Annotated in this window: 20 protein-coding genes; 5 read left to right on the forward strand and 15 right to left on the reverse strand. The window is 64.9% G+C overall.

Annotated elements, in window-relative coordinates:
- Positions 1–200: 200 nt before the first annotated feature.
- Positions 201–1,070 (forward strand): phosphatase PAP2 family protein, encoded by an 870-nt coding sequence (locus FFS13_RS16155; RefSeq protein ID WP_137820089.1) that lies wholly within the window; start codon positions 201–203, stop codon positions 1,068–1,070.
- A 54-nt stretch (positions 1,071–1,124) separates the two neighbouring features.
- On the opposite strand, the gene ispA is transcribed toward FFS13_RS16155, so the two are convergent.
- From ispA to FFS13_RS16205, 10 genes are all read right to left on the reverse strand, one after another.
- Positions 1,125–2,012, reverse strand: a complete 888-nt coding sequence (gene ispA, locus FFS13_RS16160) for a (2E,6E)-farnesyl diphosphate synthase (RefSeq protein WP_137820090.1) — start codon at positions 2,010–2,012, stop codon at positions 1,125–1,127.
- Entirely contained in the window at positions 2,009–2,251 is a 243-nt protein-coding gene (locus FFS13_RS16165; RefSeq protein WP_137820091.1) for an exodeoxyribonuclease VII small subunit, read from the reverse strand. Before FFS13_RS16165 ends, ispA begins: the two co-directional genes overlap by 4 nt.
- Positions 2,252–2,368: 117 nt before the next feature.
- A complete protein-coding gene (gene ppa / locus FFS13_RS16170) occupies positions 2,369–2,896 on the reverse strand; it encodes an inorganic diphosphatase (protein WP_137820092.1) in 528 nt (175 codons plus the stop codon).
- Positions 2,897–3,003: 107 nt separating this feature from the next.
- Entirely contained in the window at positions 3,004–3,822 is an 819-nt protein-coding gene (locus tag FFS13_RS16175; RefSeq protein WP_137820093.1) for a zinc-dependent peptidase, read from the reverse strand.
- Positions 3,823–3,835: 13 nt separating this feature from the next.
- Positions 3,836–4,501 (reverse strand): DedA family protein, encoded by a 666-nt coding sequence (locus tag FFS13_RS16180; protein WP_137820094.1) that lies wholly within the window; start codon positions 4,499–4,501, stop codon positions 3,836–3,838.
- Positions 4,502–4,789: 288 nt separating this feature from the next.
- Positions 4,790–5,245, reverse strand: a complete 456-nt coding sequence (locus tag FFS13_RS16185) for a GNAT family N-acetyltransferase (protein ID WP_137820095.1) — start codon at positions 5,243–5,245, stop codon at positions 4,790–4,792.
- Positions 5,246–5,447: 202 nt separating this feature from the next.
- On the reverse strand, positions 5,448–6,296 hold the full coding sequence (eutC, locus tag FFS13_RS16190; protein ID WP_137820096.1) for an ethanolamine ammonia-lyase subunit EutC: 849 nt from the start codon (positions 6,294–6,296) through the stop codon (positions 5,448–5,450).
- Between the two features lie 29 nt (positions 6,297–6,325).
- On the reverse strand, positions 6,326–7,720 hold the full coding sequence (locus FFS13_RS16195) for an ethanolamine ammonia-lyase subunit EutB (RefSeq protein ID WP_137820097.1): 1,395 nt from the start codon (positions 7,718–7,720) through the stop codon (positions 6,326–6,328).
- Between the two features lie 270 nt (positions 7,721–7,990).
- A complete protein-coding gene (eat, locus tag FFS13_RS16200) occupies positions 7,991–9,361 on the reverse strand; it encodes an ethanolamine permease (RefSeq protein ID WP_137820098.1) in 1,371 nt (456 codons plus the stop codon).
- 163 nt (positions 9,362–9,524) lie between these two features.
- Complete coding sequence (locus FFS13_RS16205; RefSeq protein ID WP_137820099.1) at positions 9,525–11,045, reverse strand: aldehyde dehydrogenase family protein; 1,521 nt, start codon at positions 11,043–11,045, stop codon at positions 9,525–9,527.
- A 346-nt stretch (positions 11,046–11,391) separates the two neighbouring features.
- Between FFS13_RS16205 and FFS13_RS16210 the strand changes: the two genes are divergently transcribed.
- The 4 genes from FFS13_RS16210 to FFS13_RS16225 all read left to right on the forward strand — a co-directional run bounded on the left by FFS13_RS16210 (position 11,392) and on the right by FFS13_RS16225 (position 15,742).
- A complete protein-coding gene (locus tag FFS13_RS16210; RefSeq protein ID WP_137820100.1) occupies positions 11,392–13,317 on the forward strand; it encodes a sigma-54-dependent Fis family transcriptional regulator in 1,926 nt (641 codons plus the stop codon).
- A 161-nt stretch (positions 13,318–13,478) separates the two neighbouring features.
- Positions 13,479–14,831: a UDP-N-acetylmuramate:L-alanyl-gamma-D-glutamyl-meso-diaminopimelate ligase gene (gene mpl / locus FFS13_RS16215; protein ID WP_137820101.1), complete on the forward strand. Its 1,353-nt coding sequence runs from the start codon at positions 13,479–13,481 to the stop codon at positions 14,829–14,831.
- A 1-nt stretch (position 14,832) separates the two neighbouring features.
- Positions 14,833–15,462 (forward strand): flavin prenyltransferase UbiX, encoded by a 630-nt coding sequence (gene ubiX / locus FFS13_RS16220; protein WP_137820102.1) that lies wholly within the window; start codon positions 14,833–14,835, stop codon positions 15,460–15,462.
- Positions 15,455–15,742 (forward strand): YceK/YidQ family lipoprotein, encoded by a 288-nt coding sequence (locus FFS13_RS16225; protein ID WP_137820103.1) that lies wholly within the window; start codon positions 15,455–15,457, stop codon positions 15,740–15,742. The genes ubiX and FFS13_RS16225 overlap by 8 nt, the downstream gene beginning before the upstream one ends.
- 29 nt (positions 15,743–15,771) lie before the next feature.
- Here FFS13_RS16225 and FFS13_RS16230 read toward each other — a convergent pair whose 3' ends face one another.
- The 5 genes from FFS13_RS16230 to FFS13_RS16250 all read right to left on the reverse strand — a co-directional run bounded on the left by FFS13_RS16230 (position 15,772) and on the right by FFS13_RS16250 (position 20,014).
- On the reverse strand, positions 15,772–16,638 hold the full coding sequence (locus FFS13_RS16230) for an MBL fold metallo-hydrolase (protein WP_137820104.1): 867 nt from the start codon (positions 16,636–16,638) through the stop codon (positions 15,772–15,774).
- A 43-nt stretch (positions 16,639–16,681) separates the two neighbouring features.
- Positions 16,682–16,975, reverse strand: a complete 294-nt coding sequence (locus tag FFS13_RS16235; protein ID WP_137820105.1) for a DUF5629 family protein — start codon at positions 16,973–16,975, stop codon at positions 16,682–16,684.
- A gap of 36 nt (positions 16,976–17,011) precedes the next feature.
- Positions 17,012–17,653 (reverse strand): oxidoreductase, encoded by a 642-nt coding sequence (locus FFS13_RS16240; RefSeq protein ID WP_137820106.1) that lies wholly within the window; start codon positions 17,651–17,653, stop codon positions 17,012–17,014.
- A gap of 31 nt (positions 17,654–17,684) precedes the next feature.
- A complete protein-coding gene (locus FFS13_RS16245) occupies positions 17,685–19,418 on the reverse strand; it encodes a C13 family peptidase (RefSeq protein WP_137820107.1) in 1,734 nt (577 codons plus the stop codon).
- A gap of 140 nt (positions 19,419–19,558) precedes the next feature.
- Positions 19,559–20,014, reverse strand: coding sequence for a MaoC family dehydratase (locus FFS13_RS16250; protein WP_137820108.1), 456 nt, complete (start codon positions 20,012–20,014; stop codon positions 19,559–19,561).
- Positions 20,015–20,045: the final 31 nt, after the last annotated feature.

A 20,045-nucleotide genomic window follows, 5' to 3' on the forward strand; every position in this document is an offset into this window, starting at 1 on the left:
TATGCCGCTGCCCTCGCTTGGGCCGCCGGCGCCGCGCAGAGGAAGCGTGCTGCTCGGGGCGAATGTTTGGCCACAGGCCGCGCCGATAATGCCGTGTGTGCCTGCCCAGCTTGCAAAGTGGTACGGCGGTGCATTAGAAGTGGCGAGCGCTGCCCACCCATAATCCCTAACCAGCGGTTGCAACCGCTTAAGGCCCCGCGATGCTCGACCTGCTGCACAATCTCGACTGGGTGTTGCCCCTGCGCAGCGACTGGCTAACGCCGCTGATGCGACTGTTCACGCTGCTTGGCTACGAAAAATTCATCCTGTTCTTTTTGCCCTTGGGCTATTGGGCCTGGAGCAAGTCGGTGTTTATGCGCTTGTTCGTGCTGGTGGCGATCACGGCGGTATTGAACGCCTACCTGAAGGATCTCTGGCAGGACCCGCGGCCGGATCTGGCCTTGCGCATGGATCATGCGGTAGGCGATAGCTTCGGCATGCCCAGCGGCCATGCGCAGATCGCCGTGGTGCTCTGGCTCTGGCTGGCCTATGAAGTGCGCCGCCCCTGGTTCTGGCTGCTGAGCGGGGTGGTGGTGACGGGGATTATCTTCAGCCGGCTCTATCTCGGCGCCCATGACCTTGAGGACGTACTGGCGGGTGCGCTGCTTGGCGGCGTGACCCTGCTGCTGTTTGCGCAGGTCAAGAATTGGAGCTGGTGGCGGCAGGCCAATGCACTTTGGCATCTGGCGCTGATCACGGTGGTGGCGCTGCTCTGCTCCTTCACCTGGCAGGGTGTGGCGCCGAACTATGTGCCCTTGCTCACGGGTTTGCTGGCCGGGGTGTTGTTCGGTTACCGGCAGGTCGGCTTTGCCACGGCAACCCTGTGGTGGAAGCGGGCGTTGGCGGCCGCGTTGGGCGCACTGGCGTTTATCGGCTTGCAGGCGCTGCTCAAATGGCTGGGCCCGCAGTTGGCGCTGCAACCGCTGTTCTGGCAGGGCATTCGAGGCCTGACCATGGGGTTGTTCGTGGCGGCGTTGATGCCCTGGTTGTTGCTCAGGCTGCGGTTGTTGCCGGCGCGCGAAACGCTCTAAGGCAGAGGTCGACACAACAACGCCGGGCAGTGCCCGGCGTTGTTTTATTGCGGCTCAGCTGCGTCGTTCAACTATGTAGCGCGCCAGTTCGCGCAGCGGTTCGGCGGCTTCGTCGAAGGGGCGCAGAGCGTGCAGCGCCTGGTCGCGCAACTCCAGGGCGTAGGCCTTGGCGGCGTCGAGGCCGAGCAGGGCCGGGTAGGTCGGTTTGTCGCGCGCGATATCGGCGCCTTGGCGTTTGCCCAGGGTGGCGGTATCGCTTTCCACGTCGAGGATGTCGTCCTGCACCTGGAACGCCAGGCCGACCGCCTGGGCGTAGCTCTGCAAGGCCTTCAGCGTCCGCTCATCCGCGCGGCCACTGGCCAGCGCGCCGAGGCGCACGCTGGCCTCGATCAGCGCGCCGGTCTTGTGCCGGTGCATGACTTCCAATGCGTGCCGATCGAGCTTGCGGCCCACCGAGCCGAGGTCGATGGCTTGGCCGCCGACCATCCCGGCGGGGCCGGCGGCAACGGCCAGGCTGGTGATCATCGTCAGGCGCAGGTCGGCGTCCTGCGGGTTGCGCTGCGGGTCGGCGAGCACTTCGAAGGCCAGGCTCTGCAGGCCGTCACCGGCGAGGATCGCGCTGGCCTCGTCGAAGGCCTTGTGGGTGGTCGGCTGACCGCGACGCAAGTCGTCATCGTCCATCGCCGGCAGGTCGTCATGCACCAGCGAGTAAGCGTGGATCAGCTCGACCGCGCAGGCTGCGGCGTCGGCGCGTCCGATGTCGCCCTCCAGCGCTTCGCAGGCGGCGTACACCAGTAACGGGCGCACGCGCTTGCCGCCGTTGATCACGCTGTAGCGCATGGCCTGATAGAGCCGCGTCAGTTCGCTACGCGGGGCCGCGAAGAGGTCTTCCAGCGCCGCGTCGACGCGCATCTGACAGCTTTTCTGGTAGGCCGCGATCATGCGGATTGCTCCGCGTCGAAGGGGGCTTCCTCCAGCTCGCCGTCGCGCTCGAGGAGGATCTGCACCTTCTGCTCGGCTTGGGCGAGCGCCGTTTGGCAGTCACGCGTCAAACGGATGCCTTGCTCGAAGGCGGCCAGCGAGTCTTCCAGCGACAGCTCGCCGTTTTCCAAGCGCTCGACCAGATTTTGCAGGTCGGCGAGGGATTGTTCGAAATCTAAGGCGGCTTTTTTGCGGGCCATGGGCAACTCGGCGGGGGTATACGGATGCCCGCGACACTAGCAGAGCCATGGGCGCTCGGGCAAATTGCGGGCATAAAAAAGCCGGCTTGTGGCCGGCCTTTCGGGGGTGGGTTTGGCTTATTTTTGGTAAGCCGCAACCGCCTTAAGAATTTCGGCGCGGGCCGCGTCAGCGTTGCCCCAGCCTTCGACCTTGACCCATTTGCCTTTCTCGAGATCCTTGTAGTTCTCGAAGAAGTGCTTGATCTGCTCCAGCAGCAGGGCTGGCAGGTCGGTGTATTCCTGCACGTCTTTGTACAGCACGGACAGCTTATCGTGCGGTACCGCGAGCAGCTTGGCGTCGCCGCCGGCTTCGTCGGTCATGTGCAGGATGCCGACCGGGCGCGCGCGGATCACCGAGCCTGGGGCCACCGGATACGGGGTCACCACCAGCACGTCGAGGGCGTCGCCATCGTCGGCCAGGGTGTTGGGGATGTAGCCGTAGTTGGCCGGGTAGAACATCGGCGTGGCCATGAAGCGGTCGACGAACAGGCAATCGCTGTCCTTGTCGATTTCGTACTTGATCGGCGCGTGGTTGGCCGGAATCTCGATGGCGACGTAGATGTCGTTCGGCAGATCAAGGCCTGCCGGGATCTTGCTGTAGCTCATGGGTGATGTTCCCTGGGTTGGCCAAACAGGCTTTGACCTCTGTGGCTCAGGTCAAAAAGTGGGCGCGATTATAGGCATATTCCCCGGCCGTTACCATGTTTGGGCGCTTAGCCTTTGGTCGCGTGCGGGTAGCCCGGTCGGCTGGCCTGCAATAGGCGCAGCCGCGCCAGTGGGTCTTGCCGGTAGAAGGCTTTCAGTTGCGCGTACACCGCGGGGTAAGCGCTTGCCAGCACATCCGGGGCGCTGAAGAAGTATTCGCTGGTGACGGCGAAGAACTCGGCGGGGTCTTCCGCGGCGTAAGGGTCAATCGGCGTGTCGGCATCCGGATGCCGGTCGAGGCGGGCATTCAAGTCGTCATAGGCACTCTGCATGGCGCTGGACCAGTCTTCGAGGCGCATATCGCTGTGCAGCGGCGGCAGGCCGTTGGCATCGCCGGTGAGCATGTCCAGCTTGTGCGCCAGTTCGTGGATCACCAGGTTGTAAGCCTCCCAGCCGCCGCTGCTGAGCACGCCGGGCCAGGCCAGAATCACCGGGCCGCGCAGCCAGGCTTCGCCGCTGTGTTCGCCCTGCCACTCATGCACCACGCCGCTGGAGTCGCGATGGCGCTGCGGGCTGACGAAGTCGTCCGGGTAGAGCACCAGTTCGTGAAAACCCTGGTACCAGTCCAGGTCGGCCAAGTGCAGCAGGGGTAGTTGTGCTTGGGCGGCCAGCAGCAGGCGCCCCTCGGCATCCAACTCGACGCCGGGCAGCGCGGTCAGGTGCTTGGCATGCAGAAACAGCACGGCACGCTGGCGCAGGCGTTGATCCTCGGCGCCGCTCAGGCCGTCGAGAATCGGCAGGCGTTGGTGTACGCGGGTCCAGAGGGCGGGATCAAGCGGATGTTTGGCGAGGATGCGGCGGTGGCGCCAGGAGCGGAGAAACCACATGGGCGCCGGCTCGTCAGTTGGGTTGCTTGGCGTGGTTGCTGGACGCTGTCGGGTGCAAGCGATGCTTCAGCCAGCCGATCAGCATAGGCAGCAGGGACAGACCGATGATGGCGATGATCGCCAGCGTGAGGTGCTGCTTGATAAAGGGCACGTTGCCGAAGAAGTAACCGAGCGTGACCAGGCCGCCGACCCAGGCCAGGGTGCCGGCCGCGCTGAAGGCGAGGAAACGCGGGTAGGGCATCTTGCCAACGCCGGCGACGAAGGGTGCGAAGGTCCGTACTATCGGCAGAAAACGTGCGAGGGTCACGGTTTTGCCGCCGTGGCGATCGTAGAAGTCGTGGGTGCGTTGCAGGTAGTCGCGGCGGAAGATTTTTGAGTCCGGGTTGCGGAACAAGCGTTCGCCGACGGTGCGGCCGATCAGGTAGTTGGTGCTGTCGCCGCTGATCGCCGCCAGCATCAGCAGTCCGGCCAGCAAGAGCGGGTCCATGCCGCCGCTAGCGCAGACGGCGCCGGCGATAAACAGCAGGGAGTCGCCGGGCAGGAAGGGCGTCACCACCAGGCCGGTCTCGCAGAAGATCACCAGAAACAGGATGGCGTAGATCCAGGCGCCGTAATTCGCGACCAGCAAGTCCAGGTAGACGTCGAGGTGCAGGATAAGGTCAAGCGGGTTGAATTCCATGTAACGCCTGTTTCGCTGCGCGGGGAGTCGATGCACGGGCCTGGAGGGCGCCGGCGCTGAAGTCGGCATTATAAGGGCAAGGGCAAGTCGTGGCGGTTCAGTTTGTTGCAGCGGTTGTCCGAGCTTGCGACGAAGGGCTGCTGGCGCGGGCGACGGCTCGCCAAGCGCGGTAGTTCTTAAGCGGCCGGTTAGCCGTACTCACGGCTGGATTAGCGTTTGTGCAGCTGACGCCGTTCCGCACCAAATGGATGCGTTGGTGCGGCACGGCGAGCCTCTCGGGCTGCCCGCTCAGTCGCCGTTGATCGGTAGCACGTAGTTCTTGAACTGGGTGTCTTCGCGAAAGCCGATCGACTCGTAGACCTTCTGCGCCACTGCGTTGTTGCTGCTGGTGGATACGCGCATCCGCACGGCCTGGGTCTCTTTGGCCATCTTCTTGGCGGTTTGCAGCAGGCGGTCGGCGACCAACTGGCGGCGGGCGTCTTCGGCGACGTAGATGTCGTTGAGGATCCACACGCGCTTGAGCGACAGCGAGGAGTAGCTCGGGTAGAGCTGGCAGAAGCCGAGCAGCTTGTCGTCGTCATCGGCCAGCGCCAGGTAGATCACCGACTCTTTGCGGCGCAGGCGCTTCTCGAGAAATTTTTTCGACGAGTCGGGATAAGGCAGCTCGCCATAGAACTCGCGGTATCTGACGAATAACGGAGCCAGCAGATCCAGATGCTCCAGGGTGGCTTGGACGATGCGCATGGTGGGCCTCGGCTGCAATTGAATGGGGCGGGGCAGGCAAGGCAGGTGCTATGCCAGCGGTCGAAGCGATGCTGCCTAAAGCTTATAGAAAGCGCAATCCAAGCAAGCGTTTGATTTTTTCGGATGAATCAACAGCCTTTTGCCTGGTTTCGCCCTGCCCGGCCTGCGGCACTAAGGCGAGAGACGGTATTTAGGTTGGCAATCAGCTCGGGTTCTTTGGCCTCTGCGGCTCCGCGAGGAGGAAGTTGGCCGTTAGGCCCTGGCCTTCTCCGGACGTCAGGGTCTGCACTTCGGCCTCATCCTTGAGGTTGACCCCGGACAGCTGGCGCCGACAGGCCTCGCGCATCAGGTAGAGCAGGCGGTGCGCGGCCATGCCATAGCTCAAGCCTTCCAGGCGCACGTTGGAGATGCAGTTGCGGTAGGCGTCGGTCAGGCCGACCCTGGGCGCATAGGTGAAGTACAGGCCGAGGCTATCCGGCGAACTCAGGCCCGGGCGTTCGCCGATCAGGATCACCACCATGCGGGCGCCGAGCAGTTCGCCGATTTCATCGGCTACCGCGACCCGGCCCTGTTCCACCAGCAGCACCGGCGATAGCGACCAGCCTTCGGCCAACGCCTGCTCTTCCAGGCGCGCGAGAAACGGCAGGCTATGCCGATGTACGGCGAGCGCCGAGAGACCGTCGGCCACCACTATCGCCAGGTCGACGCCGCCGGGATTGGCCTGGGCGTAGGCGCGCAACTGCTGTGCCGAGGCGTCATTCAGGCGGCGGCCCAGATCGGGCCGTTGCAGGTAGCTGTGGCGGTCGCCGGCGGCGCTGTGCAGCAGCAAGCTGGCACGGCCGCGCTCGGCCAGTTGGGCGCTGAGGCCGGGGTGATCGAACTGCAGGTGCACGGCGTCGCGCGCCTGCGCGTGGGCATATTGAAAGTCCAGCTGCGCGCCGGTCGGCAGGCTGGTGCCGGCGCGCCCGAGGGCGATCCGCGCCGGGGTCAGGCGGCGCAGCTCCTGCCAGGGGTTTTCGCTGGTGCCGGAGATAGGGTTGTCGTTGTTCATGCCGTGTTCTCGCTCCTACAGGTTCGGCGTTAGCTCAGCTGTGCCAGCGCCTGGCGGAACGCCGGCGGCAGCTTGTCGCCGAAGCGTACACGGCCATCGGCCTGGGTGAAGATGCCCATGTTGTGCAGCCAGGCCTCGAATTCCGGCGCCGGTTTCAGGCCGAGCGTCTGCCGCGCATAGAGCGCGTCGTGGAACGAGGTGGTCTGGTAATTGAGCATGATGTCGTCGGAGCCGGGGATGCCCATGATGAAGTTGATGCCGGCCACGCCGAGCAGCGTCAGCAGCATGTCCATGTCATCCTGATCGGCTTCGGCGTGGTTGGTGTAGCAGATGTCGCAACCCATCGGCACACCGAGCAGCTTGCCGCAGAAGTGATCCTCCAGCCCGGCGCGAATGATCTGCTTGCCGTTGTAGAGGTATTCCGGGCCGATGAAGCCGACCACGGTGTTGACCAGGAACGGCTTGAAGTGCCGGGCCACCGCATAGGCGCGGGTCTCGCAGGTCTGCTGGTCGAGGCCATGGTGGGCGTTGGCCGACAGCGCGCTGCCCTGGCCGGTCTCGAAGTACATCAGGTTGTTGCCGAGGGTGCCGCGCTTGAGGCTCAGCCCGGCTTCGTAGCCTTCCTGCAGCAGCTGCAGGTTGATGCCGAAACTGGCATTCGCCGCCTCGGTGCCGGCGATCGACTGGAACACCAGGTCCAGCGGCACGCCGCGCTCGATCGCGGCGATCGAGGTGGTGACGTGGGTCAGCACGCAGGCCTGGGTCGGGATCTCATAACGCTGGATGATCGCGTCGAGCATCTCCAGCATGGCGCAGATCGAGGCGATGCTGTCGGTGGCCGGGTTGATGCCGATCATGGCGTCGCCGTTGCCGTACAGCAGGCCGTCGAGAATGCTCGCGGCGATCCCGGCCGGTTCGTCGGTCGGGTGGTTGGGCTGCAGGCGGGTGGACAGCCGGCCACGCAGGCCGAGGGTGCCACGAAAACGGGTGACCACGCGGATCTTCTGCGCCACCAGGACCAAGTCCTGCACGCGCATGAGCTTCGACACCGCGGCGGCCATCTCCGGGGTCAGGCCGGGGGCGAGGGCGCGCAGGCTGGCCTCATCGGCATGCTCGCTGAGCAGCCAGTCGCGCAGGCCGCCGACGGTCAGGTGGCTGACGGTGGCAAACGCCTGGGCATCGTGGCTGTCGATGATCAGCCGGGTGACTTCGTCCTCTTCGTAGGGGATCAGCGCCTCGTCGAGGAAGTGTTTGAGCGGGATGTTGGCCAGCGCCATCTGCGCGGCGACACGCTCGCCATCGTTGCTCGCGGCCACGCCGGCGAGAAAATCGCCGGAGCGGGCGGGGCTGGCCTTGGCCATGACTTCTTTGAGGCTGTCGAAGCGGTAGGTTTCCACTCCGACGGAATGGGAAAAACGGGCCATACGCGGGGTACTCCTGAAACGGCTCGTCATCTCTATATAAAGGCAAACCGCACGACGCTTATAGCATGGGCGGTTGCCTGCACCCGAATGGAGCCTCTGTCGGGCCAGGGCCCGGCAGAGGTGCAGCTTAGAACCTGTTCAATATCTACTGCGCTGGGTCATGCTGCGTTGAAAACAGGCTCAAAATGCTCATTTACCCTGTGTAAACTGCGCTTTTTCGCCTGCTTTCGCCTTGCCTAACCTGCGCTCGCAACGATCTTGAACAGGTTCTTAAGCGCCGGTCAGCATGGCGTCGACCGGAGCGCTGGAGCGCTGATGAGCGGTCAGTTGGAAGTAGATGAAGCCCGCAGCCATGAAGCCGAGGAAGATCAGGCCGATCAGTGTGTTGAACCAGGCCATCGCCACCAGGCAGACCACCGCCAGCAGCAGCGCGATGCCCGGCACAATCGGGTAGCCCGGTGCGCGGAAGCTGCGTTCCAGATGCGGCTCGGTTTGGCGCAGTTTGAACAGGCTGAGCATGCTGATGATGTACATGACTATGGCGCCGAACACCGACATGGTGATCATCGCCGCAGTCAGGGTCATGCCTTGCAGATTGATCAGGCCATCGCTGTAGATGGCCGCGATGCCGATCACGCCACCGGCGATGATCGCCCGGTGCGGGGTCTGGAAGCGGTTCAGCTTGGCCAGGCCGGCCGGCAGGTAACCGGCGCGCGCGAGGGCGAAGAACTGCCGCGAGTAGCCGAGGATGATGCCGTGGAAGCTCGCCACCAGACCGAACAGACCGATCCACACCAGCATGTGCATCCAGGTGGAGTTGTCGCCGACCACGGCTTTCATCGCCTGCGGCAGCGGGTCGTTGATATTCGACAGTTGGCGCCAGTCGCCCACGCCGCCGGCCATGATCATCACGCCGAGCGCCAGGAACACCAGGGTCAGAATGCCGCTGACGTAGGCTCTGGGGATGGTGCGTTTCGGGTCTTTGGCTTCTTCGGCGGCCATGGCGGCGCCTTCGATGGCGAGGAAGAACCAGATGGCGAAGGGAATCGCCGCGAAAATGCCGGAAATCGACGCGCTGCTGAAGGTGTCGGAGCCGGCCCAGCCATTCAGCGCGAAGTTGCTGAAGCTGAAGCCTGGCGCGACCACGCCCATAAACACCAAGAGCTCAGCCACCGCCAACACGGTGACCACCAGCTCGAAGGTGGCGGCGATGCTGACGCCAAGGATATTCAGGGTCATGAACACGAAGTAGGCGCCGACCGCCGCGTGCTTCGGGTCGAGCTCCGGGAACTGCACGTTCAGGTAGGCGCCGATGGCCATGGCAATCGCCGGTGGCGCGAAGACGAACTCGATCAGCGTGGCGATCCCGGCGATCAGTCCACCTTTTTCACCAAAGGCGCGGCGGCTGTAGGCGAACGGGCCACCGGCATGGGGAATGGCGGTGGTCAATTCGGTGAAACTGAAGATAAAGCAGGTGTACATCGCCGCCACCATCAGCGCGGTGATGAGAAAGCCCAGCGTACCGGCGGTGCCCCAGCCGTAGCTCCAGCCGAAGTATTCCCCGGAAATCACCAGGCCGACGGCGATACCCCATAGATGCAGGGTGCCGAGTGTAGGTTTGAGTTGCGTTGCCGTAGTCATTGAGTACCCGCCCTGAGAGTTGAACAGACCAAGAGACTTGCGGATGCACGCAACGCCCATGCCAGCTGCAACAAGATGTTACGGCTGGCGCGGACGGTTGCGTTTTTAGCTATGTGGAAGGCGTTTTCAGACTCTTTCCGCTTGTGCGCAGAGAATTCGAGTCTTAGAAAAAGCCCAGCGGGTTGGTGTCGTAGCTGACCAACAGGTTCTTGGTCTGCTGGTAGTGTTCCAGCGCCACTTTGTGGGTTTCGCGGCCGACGCCGGACTTCTTGTAACCGCCGAACGCGGCGTGCGCCGGGTACAGGTGGTAGCAGTTGGTCCACACCCGGCCTGCCTTGATCGCCCGGCCCATGCGGTAGGCGCGGTTGATGTCGCGGGTCCAGAGGCCGGCGCCGAGGCCGAACTCGGTGTCGTTGGCGATCGCCAGGGCTTCGGCTTCGTCCTTGAAGGTGGTCACGCTGACCACCGGGCCGAAGATTTCCTCCTGGAACACGCGCATCTTGTTGTGGCCCTTGAGCAGGGTCGGCTGGATGTAATAACCGCCGCCCAGGCTGCCGGCCAGTTGTTCCACGCCGCCGCCGGTGAGCAGTTCGGCGCCTTCGGTCTTGGCGATCTCCAGGTAGGAGAGGATCTTGTCGAACTGCTGCTCGGAGGCCTGGGCACCGACCATGGTCTCGGTGTCCAGCGGGTCGCCGCGCTTGATCTGCGCGACCTTCTTCATCACCTCTTGCATGAACGCCGGGTAGATCGACTCCTGCACCAGCGCCCGCGACGGGCAGGTGCAGACCTCGCCCTGGTTGAAGAACGCCAGCACTAGGCCTTCGGCGGCCTTCTCGATAAAGCTCGGCTCGGCCTGCATGATGTCTTCGAAGAAGATGTTCGGCGACTTGCCGCCTAACTCGACGGTGGAGGGGATGATGTTCTCGGCGGCGCACTTGAGGATGTGCGAGCCGACCGGGGTCGAGCCGGTGAAGGCGATCTTGGCGATGCGCTTACTGGTCGCCAGCGCTTCGCCGGCTTCCTTGCCGAAGCCTTGCACCACGTTGAGCACGCCGGCCGGCAGCAGGTCGCCGATCAGCTCCAGCAGCACGCTGATGCCCAGCGGCGTCTGCTCGGCCGGCTTGAGTACCACGCAGTTGCCGGCGGCCAGGGCCGGGGCCAGCTTCCAGGCGGCCATCAGCAGCGGGAAGTTCCACGGAATGATCTGCCCGACCACGCCCAGCGGTTCATGGATGTGGTAGGCCACGGTGTTGCCGTCGATCTCGGCGGCGCCGCCTTCCTGGGCGCGCAGGCAGCCGGCGAAGTAGCGGAAGTGGTCGGCGGCGAGCGGGATGTCGGCATTCAGGGTTTCGCGCACGGCCTTGCCGTTGTCCCAGGTCTCGGTGACGGCCAGCAGTTCGAGGTTGGCTTCGATGCGGTCGGCGATCTTCAGCAGGATGCCCGAGCGCTCCTGCACCGAGGTCTTGCCCCAGGCCTCGGCGGCGGCGTGGGCGGCGTCCAGCGCGCGGTCGATGTCTTCGGCGCTGGAGCGCGGGAACTCGGCGATCACCTGGCCATTCACCGGCGAGGTATTGGTGAAGTACTGGCCCTTGACCGGGGCGACGAACTCGCCGCCGATGTAGTTGCCGTAACGGGCCTTGAAGGCAACGATGGCGCCGTCTGTACCGGGGTGGGCGTAACGCATGGTGAGGTTCTCCTGGCTTTTGTGCTTGTTCTATTAATGCAGGGGGAGGACGCGCTGTTGCGCTGGTTAAAGCCTAGAGCAAGGGCCGGGCCAGACTGCGGAAAGGGGCGGAACAGAGCGGTTTATCGATATTCGAGGGGGCGTGGATAAGCAGCTTTGTGGCGGATCTGGAACAGCGGCGGGTGACACTTTGTCCCAGTCTTGATACAGCCCATGACTGGCTGCTCAGCCTGCGGTTGCAATGCCCATGACCCTGGAGGATGCTGCCGGGCTATGGGGGCCGGACTATGGGTGCCTCAAGAGTCTGGAACTGCCGCCCGTCTCCCCACACCGGAGAACAATAACAATGCAGGACCCCCAGAGCCGCCACCTGCAGCAGGTACTGACAGTGGCGCAAGGCAAGGCCCAGTCCAGCGGGCCGGCCGCCGACCCCTCGATCGCCCGCTCCTGGCTGCGCTGCCTGGAGGACTATCACCTCGATCCGGCGCAGAGCATGGCGCCGACGGTGCTGGAACACGGCCGCGTACTCGAGTGCCGCGAGCGCTTGCAGCAGGTGCTGGAAATCGCCAGCGGCGAGATGAGCAGCCTGCATCAACAGCTTTCCGGCTCCGGTCACGCGGTACTGCTGACCGACGCCCGCGGGGTGATCCTCAACAGCGTCACCGCCTCCGCCGAGCGCAAGACCTTCGAGCGCGCCGGGCTCTGGCTCGGCGCCGATTGGAGCGAGGCCTGCGAGGGCACCAATGGGATCGGCACCTGCCTGGTCGAGCGGCAAGCGTTGACGATTCACCAGGACGAACATTTCCGTGGCCGGCACACCGGGCTGACCTGCTCGGCGAGCCCGGTGTTCGATTCCCAGGGCGATTTGCTGGCCGTTCTGGACGTCTCCTCGGCGCGCCATGACGTCTCGCGGCAGAGCCAGTTTCACACCATGGCGCTGGTCAATCTGTCGGCGAAGATGATCGAGAGCTGCTATTTCCTCCGGCGCTTCGAAGGCCAGTGGCTGCTGCGCTTTCACCTGCAGGCCGAGTACGTCGGGCTGTTCAGCGAAGGCCTGCTGGCGTTCGACGGCGACGGGCGGATTAGCGCGGTCAACCAGAGTGCGATGAATCTGTTGAGCCGTACGCGGGCGGACTTGCTCGGCCAGCCGGTCGAGGGGTTTTTCGATTGTCGGCTGGATGAGCTGCTCGGCCGCGCCAGCCCGCAGCCGAGTGCCAGCTGGCCGCTGCGTGCGCGCAATGGCCGGGCCTTGTTCGCCATGCTCCGGGGTGTGCCGCGCAGCGTGCCGCTGCCGATCGCGCGGCCGACTCTGGCTGCGCCGGCCGCGGCGGCGCCGGCGTCGACCCTGTGTCTGGGCGATGCGGCGCTGCAAACCGATTTTCGCCGGGCCTTGCGCGTCTTCGAGCGCGATGTGCCGTTGCTGATCAATGGCGAGACCGGCTCCGGTAAAGAGGCCTTCGCCAAGGCCGTGCACCAGGCCAGCTCACGGGCCGCCAAGGCGTTCGTCGCGCTGAACTGCGCGGCGATTCCCGAGACGCTGATCGAGAGCGAGCTGTTCGGCTATCGCGGCGGCAGTTTCACCGGTGCGCGCAAGGACGGCATGCGCGGCAAGTTGCAGCAGGCCGATGGCGGCACCTTGTTCCTCGACGAAATCGGCGATATGCCGCTGGCGCTGCAAACCCGCTTGCTGCGGGTGCTGGAAGATCGCCTGGTGGTGCCGATCGGCGGTGAGCCGCAAGAGGTGAATGTGCGCATCATCAGCGCGACTCACCGCGAGCTGGGTGAGCGGGTGCAGGCCGGCAGCTTCCGCGAAGACCTGTATTACCGGCTCAACGGGCTGGTGCTCGATCTGCCGCCGTTGCGCGCGCGCAGCGATCGGTTGGAGTTGCTCGAGCATCTGCTGGCGCAAGAGGCGCGCGGGCAGAACATTTATCTGGAGCCCAGCGCCCGTCAGGCCCTGCTCGACTATGCCTGGCCCGGCAACGTCCGCCAGTTGCGCAACGTGCTGCGCACGCTGACGGCGCTCTGTGAAGACGACTGCGTGCGCCTGACGGATCTGCCGCTGGAAATCCGTCAGGCCCTGCCGCTGGCGCCGGAGCCCGAGGCGAGCAGGGCCAGTCCGCTGGAGGACGCCGAACGCGCGGCCCTGCTCGCGGCGTTGGAAGCCCAGCGCTGGCACATGACGCGTGCGGCAGAGCAACTGGGCATCAGTCGCAATACGCTGTATCGCAAGCTGCGCAAGCATGCTATCGCTCGGGATCAGCACGCCTGAGTGCGCGACGAAGCTCTATCCCCTCGCCCCTTGGGGGATTGCAGGCGCCCCCTACCGTCCAGTGGCAGCGCTCTGGCCCCCTCATGGCTGCGTGCGGTAACCTGCCGGCCAGTTTCTTCGGGCCGCACAGCCCGTTTTCGAGGTCGCCTTCAAGGTAAATCATGCACATCCATATTCTGGGCATTTGCGGCACCTTTATGGGCTCGCTGGCCGTTCTCGCGAAAGAGCTGGGCCATCGGGTGACCGGCTCCGACGCCAACGTTTACCCGCCGATGAGCACCCAGTTGCAGGCGCAAGGCATCGAGCTGACTCAGGGTTACGATCCGGCCCAACTGCAGCCGCCGCCGGATCTGGTGGTGGTCGGCAACGCCCTGTCGCGCGGTAATCCGGCGGTCGAATATGTACTGAACCAGGGCCTGCCCTATGTCTCCGGTCCGCAGTGGCTGGCCGACCATGTGCTGCAAGGGCGCTGGGTGTTGGCGGTGGCCGGCACACACGGCAAGACCACCACCAGCAGCATGCTCGCCTGGGTGTTGGAGCACGCCGGCATGAGCCCGGGCTTCTTGATCGGCGGCGTGCCGCAGAACTTTGCCGTGTCCGCACGCCTCGGTGACACGCCGTTCTTCGTGGTCGAGGCCGATGAATACGACAGCGCCTTCTTCGACAAGCGGTCGAAGTTCGTCCATTACCGTCCGCGCACTGCGATCCTGAATAACCTGGAGTTCGACCACGCGGACATCTTTCCGGATCTGGCGGCCATCGAGCGACAGTTCCATCACCTGGTACGAACCATCCCGAGCGAAGGCCTGGTGATCTACCCAGAGGCCGAGACCGCGCTCAAGCGGGTGATCGAGATGGGCTGCTGGACGCCGGTGCAGACCACCGGTGAAGGCGGTCAATGGCGGGCCAACCTGCTCAGCGAAGACGGTTCGCGTTTCGAGGTGATTTTCGCCGGTGCGCTGCAAGGCGTGGTCGAGTGGCAACTGACCGGCCAGCATAACGTCGCCAACGCCTTGGCCTGCCTGGCTGCGGCACGGCATGTTGGCGTGGTGCCGGGGCAGGGTATCGCCGCGCTGAGCGAGTTCAGGAACGTCAAACGGCGGATGGAGAAGGTCGCCGAAGTCAACGGCATCACCATCTATGACGACTTCGCCCATCACCCGACGGCAATCGCCACCACCCTCGACGGCCTGCGCAAGCGGGTGGGCGACGCCAAGCTGATTGCGATCATCGAGCCGCGCTCCAATTCGATGAAGCTCGGTGCGCACCGCGACGGCTTGCCGGATTCGGTCAAGCAAGCCGATCAGGTGTTCTGGTTCGCGCCGGCCAACCTCGGCTGGGATCTGGCGGCGACCACTGCGACCTGCACGGTGCCCTCGCAGGTCTGCGATTCGCTGGAGGCGATCATCGCCGCAGTGAAAGCCCAGGCGCAGCCGGGCACTCAGGTGGTGATCATGAGTAACGGTGGTTTCGGCGGCCTGCACGGCAAGCTCGCCGCGGCCCTGGAGAACTGAGATGAGCGGTCCGGAACGTATCACCCTGGCCATGACCGGCGCCTCCGGCGCGCAGTACGGCCTGCGCCTGCTCGATTGCCTGATCCAGGAAGAGCGCGAGGTGCATTTCCTGATTTCCAAGGCGGCGCAACTGGTGCTGGCCACGGAGACGGACGTGACCCTGCCGACTAAACCGCAGGCGATGCAGGCGTTCCTCAGCGAGTACACCGGAGCGGCGGCGGGGCAGATTCGCGTGTACGGCAAGGAAGACTGGATGGCCCCAGTGGCCTCCGGCTCCGGTGCGCCCAGCGCGATGGTGGTAGTGCCGTGCTCGACCGGCACGCTCTCGGCCATCGCCACCGGGGCCTGCAATAACCTGATCGAGCGGGCGGCGGATGTGGTGCTGAAAGAGCGCCGGCAACTGATTTTGGTGCCGCGCGAGGCACCGTTCTCCAGCATTCATCTGGAGAACATGCTCAAGCTGTCGAATCTCGGCGCGGTGATCCTGCCGGCGGCGCCGGGCTTCTACCATCAGCCGCAGACCATCGATGACCTGATCGACTTCGTGGTTGCGCGGATCCTCAACGTCCTCAACATCCCCCAGGACATGCTGCCGCGTTGGGGTGAGCACCATTTGAGCAGTGATGATTAGGCTGCTGTTAATTCTGCTGCTGGCGGGCAACCTGCTTGGTTGCGCAACCGCGCGCACCTTGAACGCGGCCAAGCCTGGCGCGCCGCTGGTGTATGCCGGGACGCGCCTGGATTGGTACTCGCTGAATGGCGGCTGCTGCCCGCTGGATCGCTTCGGTGCCGAGGCGCCGAAGTATGCCGGCCTCGACCTGCCGGCCAGCGCGTTGCTGGACACCCTGCTGCTGCCGCTTTCGCTGGCGGCGGCGCTGGGTATCGAGCTGGGCGTGTCGGGTGGGTATTAGGGGCGGCTCCAGCGGCGCTGCACCTCGGTCTAGGCTCTGAGCTGGAGCACGGTTTCCTGGATGTCGGTCAGGCCGTAGCGACCTTTGCCGTCGCGTACCACCCAGCCCATGGCGATCTGCGGATCGTGGGTGAACAGCAGGCGGCCGTTGCGGGCCAGCAAGCTGTCGAGTAGGGCTTGCTTCTCTTCGATCAGGCCTTCCGGGAAACGGTCGTAGCCCATGGTGATCGGCAGATGCACCCAGGGCGCACCGGGGATCAGGTCGCCACTGAAGACCACCGGGCCGTCGGGCATGGCGATTTCCGGCAGCAGTTGTCCGGGGGTGTGGCCGTCGCTCCAGTGAAAGCGCCAGTCCGGACCCAGGCTGGCGGAGTCGCCGTGCTCGTCGAGCAACTCCAGGCGGCCGCTGGCGTCCAGCAGCTCGAGCAGTTCCGGGACGTAGGATGCGCGATCCCGCGAATGCGGATTGCAGGCGCGCTGCCACTGGCGCCGACCGGTGATGAAGCGGGCGTTGGGGAATAGCAGGCGGGCGCTCTTGCCGGGCTCCCAGGCGGCGAGCAGGCCGCCGGCGTGGTCGAAGTGCAGATGGGTGAGCAGCACTATGTCGATGTCGGCATCGCTCAGGCCCCGCTCGGCCAGGCTGTCGAGCAGGACGTGATGTTCTTCCTGCACACCGAAGCGCTGTTTCAGCTCGGGGGAGAAGAAGGCGCCGATGCCGGTTTCCACCAGGATGTTGCGTTCGTCTTCCTGCACCAGCAGGGCGCGGCAGCCGAGGTCGATGCGGTTCTGCGCATCCGGGGTCATCCAGCGTTCCCAGAGTGCGCGCGGGGCGTTGCCGAACATGGCGCCGCCGTCGAGTTTCTGGCTGTTGCCGATGAGGGTCGAGAGGGTTCGCATAAGTCTCCAGTCGGCGGGGGCGGCGGGCTCTAGGCGCGGCGTCTCACAGGTCTTCGTCGGAATTGTCGGCCACCAGGGCGGCCAGGCATTTGAGCCGGTGTTCGCCGCTGCTGGCGACCAGCGTCCAGCTCTGGCTGGCGGGGTCGAAGGTGGCGGCCTGGACTTCGCTGTGGGAGAAACGCCAGAGCCGGCGGCTGCTGCCGTCCATGGCCTCGATCGACAGCTGCGGGGCTGCGGTGTCCGTGCCCAGCTCGAACTGCCAGGCATAGAGCCCGTCGATTTCGAGCATGTCGGCGGTTGCGAGCGCTGCGAGCAGGCTCGGGTCGGGAGTGGTCATGCGGGGGATTCTCTTCGGGGATAACCAGCGGCGAGTTTAACGCCCCAACCTTCTCAGCTCATCCGATTCCACCACGCGTACGCCATCCTGCTCCTCCAGGGCCAGGCGCCAGAGCGCGCGGGCCAGGGTGCAGGCCTGGATGCCGCGGTATTTACCGGGGGCCCAGCGCATCAGGGGGGCGGCCAGGCGTTCGCCGAGGCGGAACTCGTTGCGAGGGCCAAGCAGCAGGGACGGCCGGGCGATCGTCAGTTGCGGCCAGTCCTGTGCCTTCAGGGCTTCTTCCAGTTCGCCTTTGACGCGGCTGTAGAATACCGGGGAGCTGGCGTCGGCCCCCAGAGCACTGATTACCAGGAAGTGCCGGGCACCGAGGGCGCGGGCCCGTTGGCCGACCGCCAGCACCAGGTCGTGATCGACCGCACGGAAGGCTTCCTGCGAGCCGGCCTGTTTCAGCGTGGTGCCTAGGCAGCAGAAGGCAATATCCAGTCGGCCGGTCAGCAGTGGCAGCAAGGTCTGCAGCTCGCCCAGCGGGTTATCCAGGCGTGGATGTTCGGCCAGCGGTTGACGCGTCGGTGCCAGCACGCGGGTCACCGTCGGCTCGCTGAGCAGGCGATCGAGCAGGTGCTCGCCGGTCAGGCCGGTGGCTCCGGCGAGCAGGATATGCTGGGGCGTCAGGTACATGAAGTGTGTCTCTCTGCAGTTACCGCTGAGTCTAGTGGCTGACGCCGGTTTTGTCGGTAGTGGTCGCGCCGAGTGCATGCTCGGCTTGGCTTTCACGCAGCTTGCGCCAGTGTGTCAGCACCGCTTTCGGCGCCCAGATCTGTGGCTCCGAGGGTTCGAAGCCGTCGGCCTTTTCGCGCTCGGCGACCTTGGCCTTGGCCAGGCCGAAAGCCCGTTGCAGATCGTCGGTTTGGCTCAAGGCTTCGGCGAACAGGGCGCGGCCGAAATAGGTGAAGTCATTTTCTTCCGAGCAGCCGAAGGACACCCGATCGCTACGCGCCGCGGTCATCACCAGGGTCTTGGCGTCTTTCAGCGGCGGGATAAAGCCGCCGGAGAAACACGCGGAAATCACCACGACCTTGTGCCGATCCTTGAGTGGTTGCAGCAGCGCGGCCAGTTCGCTGGCCGGCAGGTCGGCCAGTTGCAGGCGCGGCTGATCGAGGCTCAGCTCATGGCTGCGCGAGCCGTGGCTGGTCAGGTAGATGAAGATCAGGTCTTCCGCGCCGCTGCGTTCGGCGAGTGCGCGCACCGCGCGGGTCAGGCTTTCGCGAGTCGCCAGCGGGCGGTCGGCGAGATGGTCGCGGTGATTGGCCAGGGTGATCTGGCCGCGCGCCCCGAAGCGCTCGCCGAGCAGTTGGCTGACGTAGTCGGCCTCGCGCAGAAACACGCTCTGCTTGCCGTCACCGGCGAGCGTCAGGCTGTAGAGTTCGAGTGCCGGGGTGGAGGCGGGAAGCGCGGCGATGGCCTGCTCAAGCAGGTGGCCTTGTTCCAGCAGGCCAATCTCCAGGGGGTCGGGCAGGGCTTGGCCCTGGCTATCACGCACGCGCAGTCCCTGCTGCCAGATACCCGCCTGCACGCTGCCGTCGGCCAGGGTCAGACTGCCGCGGCCAGCGTAACTGCCGGAGGCAAAGTGGCCTTGATAGACGCTGCCGTCGGCGAGTGTCAGGCGGCCTTCGCCGTGGTAACCCCAGTTGCGGAACATCCCTTCGTAGTGGCTGCCGTCGGCGCCGTGGTATTCGCCTCGGCCGCTCAGCGCATCCTCGGCGAACTGGCCCAGCCAGACGTCGCCATCGGCACTCTCGTAGCGGCCCTTGCCATGGAACTGGTCGTTGCGAAAGCCGCCGCTGTAGAGGTCTCCGGCGCTGCTTTTGTAGCTGCCCGTGCCGTTCAGTTGGCCCTGCTCGAAGTTACCGCTGAACTGGTTGCCACTGTCATCGATGCGCAGGCCTTCGCCGTGGGGCTGGCCCTGCACGAAGCGGCCCTGGAAGCTGCTGCCGTCGGCCCGTTCGAGTTTGCCGAGGCCGTGGTAGTGATCCTGCTTGAACTCGCCGCGGTAGCTCAGGCCGCCTTGCTTGAGGCTGCCTTCGCCGTCCATGCGGGCCTGCTTGAAGCCGCCCTCGTAGGTGCTGCCGTCGCTGTAGGTGAGCTTGCCTTGGCCATCGAACAGGCCCTGGTGAAACTCGCCGACGTAGGACTCGCCGCTCGGCCCCAGCCATTTGCCGAGGCCTTCCGGTTGGCCGTCCTTGAACTGGCCTTGGAACCAGCTGCCATTGGCGTAATCCACGCGGCCTGGACCCTGCAACAGACCGTCGACCACCTCGCCACGATAACGGCCGCCATCCGGCAGCACGGCATTCGGCGGGGTCAGCGGCTCGCCCTCACCACAGGCGGCGAGCAGTAGCACGAGGGTCAGTGGGACCAAGGGGGCAAGAAATTGGCGACGCATGCGGGACATCCGAGTCGAGGAGCCTGTCGGGCTTGGGAGTCGCTGAAGTATGCCGTAAAGACGTTGGCGCGCGTGCGGCGCGATCACAACGTGGAAACGAAAACGGGGCGCATTAAGCGCCCCGTTGTGACGGTCATGACTCAGACGAAACAGAGGGTCAGCGGCTCGGCGATATAGGCCGGTTTCTCCTGGCCTTCGATCTCCAGTACCACCTTGGCTTTGAGCAGCCATTGGCCGGGGTTCTTCTCATGGGCGTCGGTCAGGTTGACGATCAGCCGCACCTTGGAATCGACCTTGACCGGCTGGATGAAACGCACGCTGTCCAGGCCATAGTTGACCGCCATTTTCAGGCCCTGCGGCATGATCATGATTTTTTCCATCAGCATCGGCACCAGCGACAGCGAGAGAAAGCCATGGGCGATGGTGGTGCCGAACGGGGTCAGCTTGGCCTTCTCCGGGTCGACGTGAATGAACTGGTGGTCGCCGGTGCATTCGGCGAATTGATTGATGCGCTCCTGGTCGATGGTCAGCCAAGCGGAACGGCCCAGTTCCTTGCCAACATAGTCCTTGAGTTCTGCAACGGGTACGAACGGCATAGATCCTCCTTGAAGGACGGGGTTTTGTTGT

Origin of the sequence: Pseudomonas sp. 2FG (assembly GCF_005502935.1) — a bacterium.
GTDB lineage: Bacteria > Pseudomonadota > Gammaproteobacteria > Pseudomonadales > Pseudomonadaceae > Aquipseudomonas.